This is a genomic window from Alcaligenes sp., assembly GCF_050255915.1.
GTDB lineage: Bacteria > Pseudomonadota > Gammaproteobacteria > Burkholderiales > Burkholderiaceae_B > Alcaligenes > Alcaligenes aquatilis.
In genome coordinates this window covers 254600-267467 of sequence record NZ_JBFWIQ010000001.1, presented here as the reverse complement: position 1 = coordinate 267467, position 12868 = coordinate 254600, and the positions used below count along the sequence as shown (strand labels likewise).

The following is a 12868-nucleotide window of genomic DNA, read 5'->3' as shown; positions in this document are numbered from 1 at the left end:
GCCATGAACTCAAACTCCTTTCCCCCTTTGGCCCAACGCAGCCTGCAAGCGGTCTGGCATCCCTGCACTCAGATGCAGCATCACGATCAAGGCGTGCCGCTGTTAGCGATCAAACGCGCCCAGGGCGCCTGGCTGTATGATGCTCACGGCAACGCCTACCTGGACGCCATCAGCTCCTGGTGGGTAAACCTGTTCGGGCATAGCCACCCGCATCTGGTGCAGGCAATTAGCGATCAGGTACAGCAGTTAGACCACATCATGCTCTGCGGCCTGACCCACGAGCCGGTCGTGCAACTGTCCGAGCGCTTGGCCGCCTTGAGCGATCATCGCTTAGGCCATGCTTTTTATGCCAGCGATGGCGCTTCCGCCGTGGAAATTGCCCTCAAGCTAAGCGTGCATTACTGGCGCAACCAGGGGCAGGAGCACAAGCACCGTTTCGTAGGCATCGCACAGGGCTACCACGGCGAGACGCTGGGTGCGCTAGCCGTGACCGATGTGCCCTTGTTCCGAGAAAACTACGGCTCACAGCTAGGCCAGCAGTACACCGCAGCCAGCCCCGATCTGCGGCAGGCCAAGAGCCCGGACGAACACAGCCAGATCACCGAAAACGCCCTGCAGTCTTTGGAACAGATTCTGAATAGCCATCAGGATATTGCCGCTGTGATTTTGGAACCCCTGGTGCAATGTGCGGCTGGCATGTGCATGCACTCACCCGACTATCTGCGCGGTGTGCGCGAGCTATGCGACCGCTATCAGGTGCATTTGATTCTGGACGAAATTGCTGTGGGTTGCGGGCGTACCGGCACCTTCTTTGCCTGTGAGCAAGCAGGTATCTGGCCAGATCTGCTGTGCTTGTCCAAGGGAATTACCGGCGGGACATTGCCTTTGTCCGTGGTGCTATCCAGCCCCACGATTTATCAAGGTTTTTATGACCAGGACTTGCGTCGGGGCTTTCTGCATTCCCACTCCTACACCGGCAACCCCTTGGCCTGCCGCGCAGCGCTGGCCACCTTGGAGCTGTTTCAGCAATACCCTGTCTACGAGCTGCAAAAAACGCTGGGACAAGCACTTGATGACGGCTTGCACAAACTGAATCGGCAATATCCCAAGATGCAGCATCTGCGCCGCTGCGGAGTGATCTGGGCCTTTGATCTGGACACGGGCCCAGCCCAGTACGATCACCAGGGCTTCGCACGACGCTTTTACCACTCTGCCCTGCAACAGGGGCTGATGCTGCGCCCTATCGGCAATACGGTATATCTGATGCCCGGCTATCTATGGGGTACGAAAGAAATCGAACATGTATTGACTGGCTTAGGTCGCCTGCTAAAGGAATACGCATGAGGGCCTGCTTTGTGACGGGCACCGATACGGAGATTGGCAAAACGCTGGTCAGCTCGGCGTTGCTCCACGTGCTGAACCAAAGCGGCGCAAGCACGCTAGGCATCAAACCCATTGCATCGGGAGCGGAAGAAATAAATGGCCGTCTACACAACGAGGATGTGAATGCCCTGGCGCGGCACTCCAGCCTGAACGCTGCCCCGGAAACGCTGACACCGTACCTGTTTAAACCGGCTGCGGCCCCTCATATTCTGGCTGAGCAAGCAGGCATCGAATTGGAACCGACTCTGATTCAAAAGACGGTTCAAGCAGCGGTGAAATCAGCGGACTATGTCGTCGTCGAAGGGGTGGGTGGCTTCATGCTGCCCTTGGGCCAAGGTCGGACAGGCGTCGATCTGGCGCAGGCTTTGCAGCTACCAGTGGTCTTGGTTGTTGGTTTACGTTTGGGGGCCTTGAATCATGCTTTGCTGACGGCCCAAGCCATACGCGCCAGTGGTTTGCCCTTGCTGGGCTGGGTCGCCAACCACATCGCCCCGGAGATGAGTTATGCCAAGGAGAACCTGCAAACGCTGCATGACTATCTGCCCGGCCCTTGTCTGGGTGTCATTCCAAGACTGAATGCCACCACACTGGATGATCGTATTCAGCAAGCGGCGCACTATCTACGTTCACCCTGGGAAGATAAAGACTAAGCGCTTTTTATGGAGCTTAAAAAAAGTAGCTGCCGACGCTACCTAGAAACGCCACGCCCAGCAGCAGACACACCGCGCCGCCCAAGGCAAAACGCAAGGCGGGGTTGGCAGACCAGACGTCCACGCAGCGATTTAGCACGCGTTGACGCCATGTTCCCTGCCCTGCTGCGGCTTGCCGGGATGTTGCACGCAAATTGGTCAGTTGCTCCTGGCTGATTCCATCCATCGCTTCCCACTCCAGCTTCCAACGCAAGAAAGCAGCCTGGTGCTGGGGATCAATGGACAGCCAGGCACGGAACGCGGACTGGCTGCGGGCATCGTTCTGGTGTTTGGGATCATGATGCTTAAGCAGCCAGCTCAAGGCCTGCTCATCAATGTGCTGCATGTGCTCGTCCTTAGACATACGAACCAGCCGGACGCGGCACGACCCCATCCACCCGATTGGCCTGTGCCGGATTGTGACGGCACGCCAGCATAGCCATGCGGATATAGTGCTCAACCACTCGGGGGCTAGTGCCCATGCGAGTCGCAATTTCTTTGTAGTTCAGCCCCTCGAAGCGATGCAGCACAAAAGCTTCGCGACGACGACGAGGCAAGGCCTCGATCATCGCCAACACACGAGCCCCCGGTTCTGAAGGAGCATGAACAGAGGCTTGTGAGCCACGCAGCATGCGCAGGCAAAAACGTAAACCGTTACGGTAAAACGATTTCAGCATGGGCCACTCCCTAAAACACACTAAATGATAATAGTTCCTATTATCTTTACTGTTTTGGAGAAAGTCCAGCCCTGCTCGATAAAGATTTACTCTGCTCAGAAAATAAAAGGTGCTCTCTCTCAAACCCCTGCCAGAAAAAGGCCTTGCGCCACTTTCAGGGGCAACAGCAATACAGACACTACCAACAAAGCCCAGCGTAGCCTGAAAAAAGTACTGCGTCCTTTCAGGAAAAGGCCGTCAAGTGCCTCTTCTTCTGTAAAGGGAAAACAAGCGCTAATCACCTTGACCTCATAGTATTCCTTGCCCCTGTTAGCTCTTCTTCGATAAGAGAAAAAGAGCAAGGTCACGCAGTACGGGGCAAAGACATAAAAAAAGCCCTGGCACGAAACCAGGGCTTTTTCCAGGCGACCCGCAGGCCAGCTTACAACAATCAGCTACCGGGGCGCAGATTGGTGGACAGCACATTAATAATGCGCTTGGCTGTCGCTGTCGTCTGTTCCTGGCCTTGCTGATCCAGCACCGTTACGCGAGTGCCTGCACCTTGAGCACTGAGCTTGATGCGGAACGGAGTGGCTTCGGCGGTGTTGCGGCTGCCGAAGAGGCGACCAATAATGTTTTGCTGTTCGATCTTCTCGCCGGTATCCGAATCCAGATAGCGGATAAAGAATTCACCAGCGGAACGATCACGATCTTCAACCGAGAAGCCGGCGGAGTCGATGGCCACGCCAACACGACGCCATGCACGATCAAAGGACTCGTTCAGCATCAATTCGGCCTGATCGCCCTTGTCTGAGGTCTGGACTTGAACGCCAGCAGGATCCTTGGTGGCATTGGCCACTTGTTCACGTGCGGTTTCAATATCCGAGCCCAAAAACACCATCATGCGAGCCAGCATGGCGGCATTCAGACCGGGATCTTCTTTGGCAAACACCCACTTAAAGGCGGTGCCGTCTGCCGTCGGTGTCTCTTCCATATGCTGGTGAGACACATAGATTTCGGTCTTGTTGCCGACACGCTCAAAGCGGGTGCGGAAGCGGTCACGTTCGCCGCTGTCAAAGACCTGGTCAATGATGGAACCCAAGGCGCTGCGAATCCAGCTTTCTGGAATCTTGGCACGGTTTTCAGCCCAATCGGTCTGGATCAAACCAGCACGAGGATCTTGAGACTGAATGGTAAAACCATGATCACCCCAGAATTCGATAATACGGGGGAACAGGTCTTCCACGGGCCGGTCTACAACCAGCCAACGCAGATCACCGTCACGCATCACCTTGATGGCGTCGGACTGAGGCAGGATATCATCTGCCCCGCCTTTGAGTTGCTGCGCATTCTGGCCTTGCGAGTAGACCGAATAAGACGTGACACCTTCTGGCGCACGGTAATGTGCGTCGCGGTTAGCCTGGGTCAGATCCGGCGGAATGCTCAATGGATCGCCTGCAACCGTACTCTTGTAATTCACCGACTCGCCCTGACCCATTATCTGGTCCATTGTCGAGCAGCCCGACAGTACCAATAGGCTCAAAGACAGCCCTATCAGGCTTTTATTAACTGGCTTAGCAATCATGGAGAAGATCCGCAAGTTTCAAGGATTGACGCAGCAATTCGTGATGCTGTGCACTTAACGGCGTCAATGGTAAACGATATCCCAGCTGAGTAAGGCCCATTTCTGCAACGGCCCATTTCACGGGAATGGGGTTAGCCTCAATAAACAGGTTCTTATTCAAACCTGCCAGATAGGCATTCAAACGGCGTACCGTCGGTACGTCCATATCCAGAGCAGCCTGACACAACTGGCTCATCAGGCGTGGGGCCACGTTGGCCGTCACGGAAATATTGCCTTTGGCGCCCAATAAGATATACGCAGCAGCGGTAGGATCATCACCGCTGACCACAATAAAGTCTTCCGGCGCATCGCGCAGCAGCAAGCCACCACGAGCCAAGTCGCCCGTTGCGTCCTTGATACCGATGATGTTGGGGATTTGAGCCAGACGCAGCACGGTATCGTTCTGCAAATCGGCGACCGTGCGGCCTGGCACGTTGTACAGAAACTGGGGCAGGCTCACCGCTTCGGCAATAGCGCGAAAGTGCTGGTACATGCCTTCCTGGGTGGGACGGTTGTAGTAAGGCACCACCGACAAGCCGGCATCTGCACCCACTTGCTGGGCGTGACGCGACAGCTCAATGGCCTCACGGGTGGAGTTGCCACCCACACCAGCAATCACCGGAACACGACCGGCGGCGTGCTCAACGGCAATCTTGATCAGTTCAGCGTGTTCATCAACCGACACCGTAGGCGATTCGCCCGAGGTCCCAACAACCACCAGCACACGCGTTCCTTCCTGAATGTGCCAGTCGATCAGCTTTCGGTAAGCGGCAAAATCCAGACCCCCATTGGGATCCATGGGTGTAACAAGGGCAACCATACTGCCCTGAAAATTGGAAATAGCAGAGTCCGAACTTGCCATGATGAGATGAATCTCCGGGTTTAAGGCCCTATAGCCCAAAAAAAATATGACTCACAAGTTTAACGGATAAGCCGTTAAATCATAAGAACCATTTCAATATGCCTTCACCCAGTGCAATCAAAGGACTCATCAGGGTCCAGAGCACACCGGTAAACATCAGCAAGATCAGAATGATCATGCCATAAGGCTCGATACGAGAATAATGATAGGCCCAACGATTAGGCAATAGACTAAATACAATGCGCCCACCGTCCAAAGGCGGCAAAGGCAGCAGATTCAGTGCCATCAACACCAGGTTGACCTGTACGCCAGCCACTGCCATCCCCATCCAGAAGCGGCTGTCACCCTGCCCCAGCTTGACCATCAAATGGGCATAAAGGACCCACAAAATAGCCATCAGCATATTGGAGGCCGGGCCGGCCAAGGCAACCCAGAGCATGTCGCGTTTGGGATTGCGCAAACGTCCCCAATCCACTGGCACAGGTTTGGCCCAGCCAAACAAAATGCCCCCCATGCCCATCATGGCGCTGGAGAGCAACAGAACCGCAGGCACCACAATGGTGCCGATAGGGTCAATGTGGCGCAGTGGGTTCAGGCTGATACGACCGGCCAGCATCGCCGTGGGGTCGCCAAACATACGCGCGACGTAGCCATGGGCGGCTTCATGTAGCGTAATGCCGAAAATGACAGGCAAAGCATAGACCGTCAAGGTCTGTATAAAAGAGTCCATGGTGATCCTTGGGTCCGGGCCGTGGGACTATCCACTCACAAAGGATAAGCCACCTACACGCGGCCCGTCTGATTGGGACAGCGAGTGCTGCCCCAAGGTTCAGAATTGAAACACGGATACGCACTTGGACGCGAGTTTTGTGTCAGTCAGGGATCAAGACAGGCCCAGCGTAGACGGATCACCCGACCCGCGACGCAACACTTCGGGCGTTGGGCCCGTCAAATCAATGACAGTAGTGGCCTGCAAGGGGCACGGTCCACCATCGACAACCGCCGCCAGTTGATGCGCATAACGGTCCAGAATTTCCTGGGCATCGTTCAAGGGCTCGTCTTCACCGTCGGGAATCAGGGTGGTGGAGATCAGGGGGCTGCCCACTTGCTCCATCAAGGCCAGGGCCACTTTCTGGTCGGGCACCCGAATACCAATGGTTTTGCGCGAAGGATGCGACACGCGGCGCGGCACTTCCTTGGTAGCTTCCAGAATAAAGGTCCACGGACCGGGGGTGGCCATTTTCAGCAGGCGATACTGCGGGTTGTCCACTTTGGCAAAGTGGCTGATCTCGGCCAGATCACGACACAGCAAGGTCAGATGATGACGGTCATCCAAGCCACGCAAACGACGCAGGTTGTCAGCGGCCGACTTGTCGTCCAGACGAGCGACAACGGCATAACTGGAATCGGTAGGAATGGCGAGCAGCCCTCCTTTAGCCAATAATTCGGCTGCTTGAGCCAATGCGCGGGGTTGGGGGTTTTCGGGATGAACGACGAATAATTGAGACATTTCGCGCTTCCTTGCTATTACGAGGGGAAATCATTAAACCTGAGCCACACCGTGACCGGCAAGACCGGAGCAGGACTCAGGGTCGGCGTATTCATGCATGAGTGTTGCATTATTTAAAAAAAGCATGCTAGAATACATTTTTTACTTCACAGCCCACCCTAAAGTAGGCCTGAAGCAAAAAGCAGTAAACAGTGGTGACCGTAGCTCAGTTGGTAGAGTCCCGGATTGTGATTCCGGTTGTCGTGGGTTCGAGCCCCATCGGTCACCCCAAAAAATTTACCGCTTCCAGCGTTTTGCGTATCTCCTTAAAAGAAGCCAAAGCCAGGAACTGAAAAAAACATACTTGAAAGCCCGCCACGTAGCGGGCTTTTTTGCGTTTGTTCATCGTAGCAAGTTTGGCGCCTTCGCACACCCCCACACACGTTCGGGCAGGACAATAAACTGTGTTTGAATGTGAAACCCTTGCCTGCCTTGACTTGCACCCGCCGCCCCGCCCTTCAAATTAGCAAGTCCGCTCGTCAACCGTGTCGCCCTCCATCAAACGCCTGGCGTTTCGGCCCGCGTCGTCTGTAATAGAAACTGGCACAAAACCACACTTTCTTATACTCTAATCTGTCCCATTTCCTGGAAGTTTGCTGATGACACTCGGTTTCCCCTGCTGGGATCAGGCACCCGCCCATTGGGATTGGCTGGCACAAGATGAAGACGGCCAATGGTTTTGGTATGGCGTCCAACCGTCGCCCGGCATAGGAGGTGGCGTCTGGCGTTCCCCCTCGCGTCTACAGCAATTTGCTGCCCGAGGTGAGCCGAACCCTTCCTGGATGCACAGTCTTTACCAACGTCCTGACCTACCCGACCGTAGCAATTGACCCCATGCAAGAGCATCTGATCCATCTGCGCTCCCTGCTGCACGATTACTGGCCGCATCTGGCTCTGGCGCTCAGCGTGATACTGGGCGCATCGGCAGCCATTCACGCCGCCATGACCAAGAACGATGTGCGCGCAGCCATCAGTTGGGTGGGCGTCATCATCATGTCTCCGCTGCTGGGGCCATTTCTGTATTTAATTGCGGGAATCAACCGCGTACGCAGACAAAGCCGCCTGGAACAAAGTGCGGACGTATTCTATGAGCAGGTCACTTACCTGCATCCCCCCGTCTCGGACATTGGCGCTCTGGTTGGCGCACCGTTTCGCTCTTTGCAGATTCTGGGCGATCGTGTCAGCCGCAGCCAATTACGCAACGGCAATAATGTACGCGTCCTGGTCGGTGGCGATCAGACCTATCCCGCCATGCTGCAGGCCATTGAGCAGGCTCACAGCACCATTGCCTTGCAAAGCTATATCTTCGATAGCGACCGCCTGGGGCGCGAGTTCGTCAGTGCTCTGTCACGAGCCCATCAACGTGGCGTGCAGATTCGTGTGCTGGTCGATGCCATTGGAGCGAAATACTCGCGCACGCCGATTGTGCGATTGCTGCGCCGCGAAGGCATACGGTGCGCTCTGTTCATGACCAACCCGCTGGGTTTTTTACGCATGCCCTACGCCAATCTTCGCAGTCACCGCAAGCTACTGATTGTGGATGGCACAGTAGGCTTTACCGGCGGCATGAATTTGCGTGAGTCCTTTATGGCGCAGTACAGCGAGGGCAAACCGTCCCAGGACACACACTTTCGCCTGGAGGGCCCGGCTGTCATGCAGTTGCTGGCCTCTTTCCGGCACGACTGGCAGTTCACCACGCGCGAGGACCTGTCCCCCGCCTATTGGCATGCCAGCTCCACGCCCGCGCCTCGGCCCCATGTGCCCGCCCGTTGCATTGCCTCTGGACCTGACCGCTTCATGGCCAGCACCCACCATATGCTGCAAGGTGCGTTTGCCATTGCCCAGCGCCATATCCGTATTCAATCGCCCTACTTTCTGCCCGACCAGATCCTGCTAGGGGCCTTGAATACCGCCGCCCGCCGTGGCGTTCAGGTCGATATCGTCATCCCCGGACAAAACAATCTGCGTCTGGTCAATTACGCCATGACAGCCCAACTGGATCAGGTTCTACGCGCCGGCTGCCGGGTCTGGCGCGCGCGCGGCCCCTTCAACCACTCCAAGCTCATGACCATTGACGGCGCCTGGTCCTATATTGGTTCATCCAATCTGGACCCGCGCAGCTTGCGTTTGAACTTCGAGCTGGACGTGGAAATTTACAGCCGCGATACGGCCCGCCAAATCCAGAACCTGATTGATCTGGAGATTGAAGAGGCCGAAGCCGTCAGCCTGGAGTCCTTAAGTTCGATTGGTTTTGGTAAACGCTTGCGTAACCGCCTGATCTGGCTGGCCAGCCCCTATCTATAGGGTGTGCGTCGATGACACGACAGCAAGCCTAAGGAAAGCCCTTGGCTTGCACAATCTTTCAATCCGCTTGCGCACCCACCCCGTATAATCAAGCGCTTAAACGGTCAACACAGACAGGCGTGCCGTTCCCATACAGCCATGAGCGCCTTTAAAAAAACAATGTCCGAGCTTTCTTATTCCGACCTGGCCCAATGGGCCGCCCACCACCTTGAACACCGCCCACCCCGTGCCAAGTCCCTGGTCATGACCTTGTTTGGGGACGTGATTCGCCCTCATGGCGGCAAACTCTGGCTGGGAAGCCTGATTCAGTTGCTGGCCCCCTTCGGGATCAGCGACCGGCTGGTGCGCACCAGCGTATACCGGCTGGCCGAAGAAGGTTGGCTAAGCGCACAACGCGAGGGCCGACGCAGTCAATACACTTTGCGTCCCGAAGCCAGCCAACGCTTCGAGCATGCCTATCAACGCATCTACACCCCCACTTACCTAGCCTGGGATGGTCAATGGACACTGATCTTCAGCATGCCCACCCTGATGATGAATTCCAAACAACGCGCCGACCTGCGCAAGGAACTGCTGTGGGAAGGGTTTTGCGCCCTGTCACCCACCGCTTTCCTGCACCCGAACCCGGATCACACCATTCTGGATTACATCCTGCAGGCTACCCAGGCTCAGTCACTGGTTTATGTCGCTAAGCTGGAGCCCTCCCAACTTCCCCAAACCCGTCCCCTGTCTCAACTGATTCAGGACAGTTGGGATCTGGCCCAGGTAGCCAGCGGCTACGGGCAGTTCATCCGGCGTTTTGCGCCTGCTCTGGCCATGCTGGAGGCAGGACAGGATTACAACGACGAGCTGGCCTTTGTGATTCGCACCCTGTTGATTCACGAGTTTCGCCGTATTCAGTTGCATGACCCCCAACTGCCCATTGAGCTATTGCCAGCGGGCTGGGCCGGCAAACAGGCCTATGAGCTGTGTCGGGACGTGTATCGCCTGGTGTGCGCCAAGGCCGAGCGCTATATTCTGTCCACCTTGCGGGCCGAAGACGAGCAGGCACCTGAAGCAGCAGCCTACTTTTATGAACGCTTTGACGGTCTGCCGGTTCCATCCGAGAGCCAAGCCTAAGCCCGACGCCTGAGCTTGCGGACTGACGCAGGGACTGACGCAGGGACACATAAAAAACCCCGGTGTGATCTGAATCACACCGGGGTTTTTATACGTTTTCAGGATCAGGCTCGGGCACTCAGGCCCGGCCTGTCAGAGCAGATTAGTGTGCAGACGCCGCTGCAGCACCCACACCCGTCTCGGAACGCACAGACTGAGCCTCAAAACCGGCACGATCAATCTCGGCGCGAGCACTACGATCAGTGATCGAGAAGAACCAGATCGCCAGGAACGCCAACGGCATGGAGAACAGCGCCGCCGACGCATACGGGAATGGAGCCGTGCCAGCCGGATTACCCAACGTGGCTTCCCACACCGATGGCGAGAGCAAGGTCAGCAGCAACGCCACGATCAGACCCAAGAAGCCGCCAATTGTCGCGCCACGCGTCGTGCAACCCTTCCACATAATGGACAGGAACAGAACCGGGAAGTTAGCCGAGGCCGCAATCGCGAAGGCCAGTGACACCATGAAGGCAATATTCTGTTTCTCGAAAAGAATACCCAGCAACACGGCAATCACCCCCAGGACCAAGGTAGTCGTACGCGATACACGCATGACTTCCTCGTTCGTGGCCTCGCCTTTTTTGATCAGCGTGGAGTACAGGTCATGCGACACAGCCGACGTACCGGAGAGAGTCAAGCCGGCCACCACAGCCAAAATCGTGGCAAAAGCAACCGCCGACATAAAGCCCAGGAACACGTCGCCACCCACGGCATCAGCCAAGTGCACAGCGGCCATATTGGTACCACCAATCAACACTCCGCCATCTTCAAGGAAGCGAGGGTTGGTGGACACCAGCACGATAGCGCCAAAGCCAATGATGAAGGTCAGGATGTAGAAATAGCCAATCCAGGTGGTTGCCCAAAACACGGATTTACGTGCTTCTTTTGCATCAGGCACCGTGAAAAAGCGCATCAGGATGTGTGGCAAACCAGCGGTACCGAACATCAAGGCCATACCGAAGGAAATGGCGCTGATCGGATCCTTGATGAAGTTACCCGGTCCCATGATGGCCTGACCAATTGTGGAGGCCTGAACCGCATCTTTACCGGCAGTGATAGCAGCATCGGTCTTGACCTGTACTGCCGCCGCAAACAGTTTTTCCGGCGAAAAACCATATTGCGCCAGTACCATGATGGCCATGAAAGAGGCACCGAACAGCAATAGCCCAGCCTTGATGATCTGCACCCAGGTGGTTGCGGTCATGCCACCGAACAGCACATAGACCATCATCAACACACCCACCAGCACCACGGCCACCCAGTATTCCAGACCAAACAGCAGCTTGATCAACTGGCCCGCACCTACCATCTGTGCGATCAGGTAAAACAGAACGACCACCAGCGTGCCCGAAGCCGCAAAGGCGCGGATAGGACCTTGGCGAAAGCGATACGCAGCCACGTCAGCAAAAGTGAACTTACCCAGATTACGCAGCTTTTCTGCCAACAGGAACGTAATGATCGGCCAGCCGACCAAAAAGCCGATGGAGTAGATCAGGCCGTCGTAGCCATTGATCATCACCGCAGCGGAAATACCCAAAAAGGAAGCCGCAGACATATAGTCACCGGCAATGGCCAGGCCGTTTTGAAAGCCTGTAATACCGCCACCTGCCGTGTAGAAGTCAGAGACCGACTTGGTGCGGGCAGCCGCCCATTTGGTAATCCACAAGGTCGCCAACACAAAGGCCGCGAACATGCCAATAGCAGTCCAGTTGGTTGGCTGCTTTTGCAGCTCGCCCAGATCGCCACCTGCCGCCAACAAGACGGGGCTGGTCAGCATCAAACCCAGAACCAGCCCGAAACGAAGGTAGGAACGTTTCATTTACGCACCTCCTCAAGGACTTCCTTGGCCATCTGGTCGAACTTGGTATTGGCACGCCAGACATAAATACCTGTAATCACAACCGCCAAAACAATGACGCCAAAACCAATAGGAATACCCAGGGTCATGACGCCTTCACCCAAGCGCATTGCAAACAACTCCTTGTCGAAAGCAATAATGCCGATGTAACTGTAATAGGCCACCAGCATGATGATGGTGAGTGTCCAACCCAACCGCAACCGGGTCTTGACCAGATTCTGATAGCGAGGATTGGCCGTTATCCGACCTACAAGGGGGTCTTGCATAGTTTGTCTCCGCATTGTTCTGAACGCCTTGTTCGCTGGCGTATCTTATTGAACCGGCCCAGCCCTCACAGGCTGAAAACGGCGTTATGAAGACGCCTGCCGACGTCTATGCGGTGAACATTAGAGCTCGACACTTACACCATACTTACTAATTGTGCCGCCTCAGGGTTATGCCTAGGAGCACAAAAATCGCACGCAAAAAGGGGGGTAAGGTTGGCGCGGGTGGAGGGGTTCGAACCCCCGGCCCCAGGCTTAGAAGGCCTGTGCTCTATCCAACTGAGCTACACCCGCCAGGTGATGATGGCATCGTCAAAACTGCCGACAATGCAAGGTCCTGATGCAAAGGTCCGGCAAGCGCCGGGACCCGTTTCAAGGTTTTTTCGTAACAAAACGAACTTGAAAAGGACAATCGAATATTCTAGCCTGAAAAGTCGTTTTCGATAAGCTGCAAGCGAGTCAGAGTGTCAATACTGTAAGAAAAATAATTATAGAGAGCATTTTGAATCGCAAATGGTA

Annotated in this window: 13 protein-coding genes and 2 tRNA genes; 6 read left to right on the top strand and 9 right to left on the bottom strand. The window is 55.6% G+C overall.

What is annotated here, in order from left to right; translation table 11 throughout:
• Positions 1 to 3 precede the first annotated feature (3 nt).
• Together bioA and bioD are read left to right on the top strand one after the other, a co-directional pair.
• Positions 4 to 1344, top strand: coding sequence for an adenosylmethionine--8-amino-7-oxononanoate transaminase (gene bioA / locus AB7E06_RS01200; protein ID WP_427954767.1), 1341 nt, complete (start codon positions 4 to 6; stop codon positions 1342 to 1344).
• Positions 1341 to 2033: a dethiobiotin synthase gene (gene bioD / locus AB7E06_RS01195; RefSeq protein ID WP_264672541.1), complete on the top strand. Its 693-nt coding sequence runs from the start codon at positions 1341 to 1343 to the stop codon at positions 2031 to 2033. The genes bioA and bioD overlap by 4 nt, the downstream gene beginning before the upstream one ends.
• A 16-nt stretch (positions 2034 to 2049) precedes the next feature.
• Here the strand turns inward: bioD and AB7E06_RS01190 are convergent, their stop codons facing one another.
• From AB7E06_RS01190 to AB7E06_RS01165, 6 genes are all read right to left on the bottom strand, one after another.
• A complete protein-coding gene (locus tag AB7E06_RS01190) occupies positions 2050 to 2418 on the bottom strand; it encodes a FecR/PupR family sigma factor regulator (RefSeq protein ID WP_427954764.1) in 369 nt (122 codons plus the stop codon).
• Between the two features lie 10 nt (positions 2419 to 2428).
• Positions 2429 to 2749 (bottom strand): sigma factor-like helix-turn-helix DNA-binding protein, encoded by a 321-nt coding sequence (locus AB7E06_RS01185; protein ID WP_108727977.1) that lies wholly within the window; start codon positions 2747 to 2749, stop codon positions 2429 to 2431.
• A gap of 430 nt (positions 2750 to 3179) precedes the next feature.
• On the bottom strand, positions 3180 to 4313 hold the full coding sequence (gene bamC / locus AB7E06_RS01180; RefSeq protein WP_094195863.1) for an outer membrane protein assembly factor BamC: 1134 nt from the start codon (positions 4311 to 4313) through the stop codon (positions 3180 to 3182).
• Positions 4303 to 5214 carry a 4-hydroxy-tetrahydrodipicolinate synthase gene (gene dapA, locus AB7E06_RS01175; protein ID WP_094195862.1) on the bottom strand — a complete coding sequence of 304 codons (912 nt, stop codon included), beginning with the start codon at positions 5212 to 5214 and terminating at the stop codon, positions 4303 to 4305. The genes bamC and dapA overlap by 11 nt, the downstream gene beginning before the upstream one ends.
• 79 nt (positions 5215 to 5293) lie before the next feature.
• The gene (locus AB7E06_RS01170) at positions 5294 to 5944 is read right to left on the bottom strand and encodes a site-2 protease family protein (protein ID WP_094195861.1); all 651 of its coding nucleotides are present in this window, start codon (positions 5942 to 5944) and stop codon (positions 5294 to 5296) included.
• A 153-nt stretch (positions 5945 to 6097) separates the two neighbouring features.
• The gene (locus AB7E06_RS01165; protein ID WP_094195860.1) at positions 6098 to 6724 is read right to left on the bottom strand and encodes an L-threonylcarbamoyladenylate synthase; all 627 of its coding nucleotides are present in this window, start codon (positions 6722 to 6724) and stop codon (positions 6098 to 6100) included.
• A gap of 194 nt (positions 6725 to 6918) precedes the next feature.
• Here AB7E06_RS01165 and AB7E06_RS01160 point away from each other — a divergent pair.
• The 4 genes from AB7E06_RS01160 to paaX all read left to right on the top strand — a co-directional run bounded on the left by AB7E06_RS01160 (position 6919) and on the right by paaX (position 10186).
• Positions 6919 to 6994: transfer RNA gene (locus AB7E06_RS01160), tRNA-His, on the top strand.
• A gap of 368 nt (positions 6995 to 7362) precedes the next feature.
• Positions 7363 to 7593: a hypothetical protein gene (locus AB7E06_RS01155; protein ID WP_094195859.1), complete on the top strand. Its 231-nt coding sequence runs from the start codon at positions 7363 to 7365 to the stop codon at positions 7591 to 7593.
• A 4-nt stretch (positions 7594 to 7597) separates the two neighbouring features.
• Complete coding sequence (locus tag AB7E06_RS01150) at positions 7598 to 9067, top strand: phospholipase D-like domain-containing protein (RefSeq protein ID WP_094195858.1); 1470 nt, start codon at positions 7598 to 7600, stop codon at positions 9065 to 9067.
• Between the two features lie 159 nt (positions 9068 to 9226).
• Complete coding sequence (gene paaX / locus AB7E06_RS01145) at positions 9227 to 10186, top strand: phenylacetic acid degradation operon negative regulatory protein PaaX (RefSeq protein ID WP_094198276.1); 960 nt, start codon at positions 9227 to 9229, stop codon at positions 10184 to 10186.
• A 142-nt stretch (positions 10187 to 10328) separates the two neighbouring features.
• On the opposite strand, the gene AB7E06_RS01140 is transcribed toward paaX, so the two are convergent.
• The 3 genes from AB7E06_RS01140 to AB7E06_RS01130 form a co-directional block, all read right to left on the bottom strand.
• Entirely contained in the window at positions 10329 to 12047 is a 1719-nt protein-coding gene (locus AB7E06_RS01140; RefSeq protein ID WP_427954759.1) for a cation acetate symporter, read from the bottom strand.
• Entirely contained in the window at positions 12044 to 12352 is a 309-nt protein-coding gene (locus tag AB7E06_RS01135; RefSeq protein ID WP_108727980.1) for a DUF485 domain-containing protein, read from the bottom strand. Before AB7E06_RS01135 ends, AB7E06_RS01140 begins: the two co-directional genes overlap by 4 nt.
• A 214-nt stretch (positions 12353 to 12566) precedes the next feature.
• A tRNA-Arg gene (locus AB7E06_RS01130) sits at positions 12567 to 12643 on the bottom strand.
• Positions 12644 to 12868 lie beyond the last annotated feature (225 nt).

Bases quoted from the DNA above. Each gene is read 5' to 3' on its own strand.
- bioA (WP_427954767.1), top strand. From the start codon at position 4: ATGAACTCAAACTCCTTTCCCCCTTTGGCCCAACGCAGCCTGCAAGCG.
- bioD (WP_264672541.1), top strand. From the start codon at position 1,341: ATGAGGGCCTGCTTTGTGACGGGCACCGATACGGAGATTGGCAAAACG.
- AB7E06_RS01190 (WP_427954764.1), bottom strand. From the start codon at position 2,418: ATGCAGCACATTGATGAGCAGGCCTTGAGCTGGCTGCTTAAGCATCAT.
- AB7E06_RS01185 (WP_108727977.1), bottom strand. From the start codon at position 2,749: ATGCTGAAATCGTTTTACCGTAACGGTTTACGTTTTTGCCTGCGCATG.
- bamC (WP_094195863.1), bottom strand. From the start codon at position 4,313: ATGATTGCTAAGCCAGTTAATAAAAGCCTGATAGGGCTGTCTTTGAGC.
- dapA (WP_094195862.1), bottom strand. From the start codon at position 5,214: ATGGCAAGTTCGGACTCTGCTATTTCCAATTTTCAGGGCAGTATGGTT.
- AB7E06_RS01170 (WP_094195861.1), bottom strand. From the start codon at position 5,944: ATGGACTCTTTTATACAGACCTTGACGGTCTATGCTTTGCCTGTCATT.
- AB7E06_RS01165 (WP_094195860.1), bottom strand. From the start codon at position 6,724: ATGTCTCAATTATTCGTCGTTCATCCCGAAAACCCCCAACCCCGCGCA.
- AB7E06_RS01155 (WP_094195859.1), top strand. From the start codon at position 7,363: ATGACACTCGGTTTCCCCTGCTGGGATCAGGCACCCGCCCATTGGGAT.
- AB7E06_RS01150 (WP_094195858.1), top strand. From the start codon at position 7,598: ATGCAAGAGCATCTGATCCATCTGCGCTCCCTGCTGCACGATTACTGG.
- paaX (WP_094198276.1), top strand. From the start codon at position 9,227: ATGTCCGAGCTTTCTTATTCCGACCTGGCCCAATGGGCCGCCCACCAC.
- AB7E06_RS01140 (WP_427954759.1), bottom strand. From the start codon at position 12,047: ATGAAACGTTCCTACCTTCGTTTCGGGCTGGTTCTGGGTTTGATGCTG.
- AB7E06_RS01135 (WP_108727980.1), bottom strand. From the start codon at position 12,352: ATGCAAGACCCCCTTGTAGGTCGGATAACGGCCAATCCTCGCTATCAG.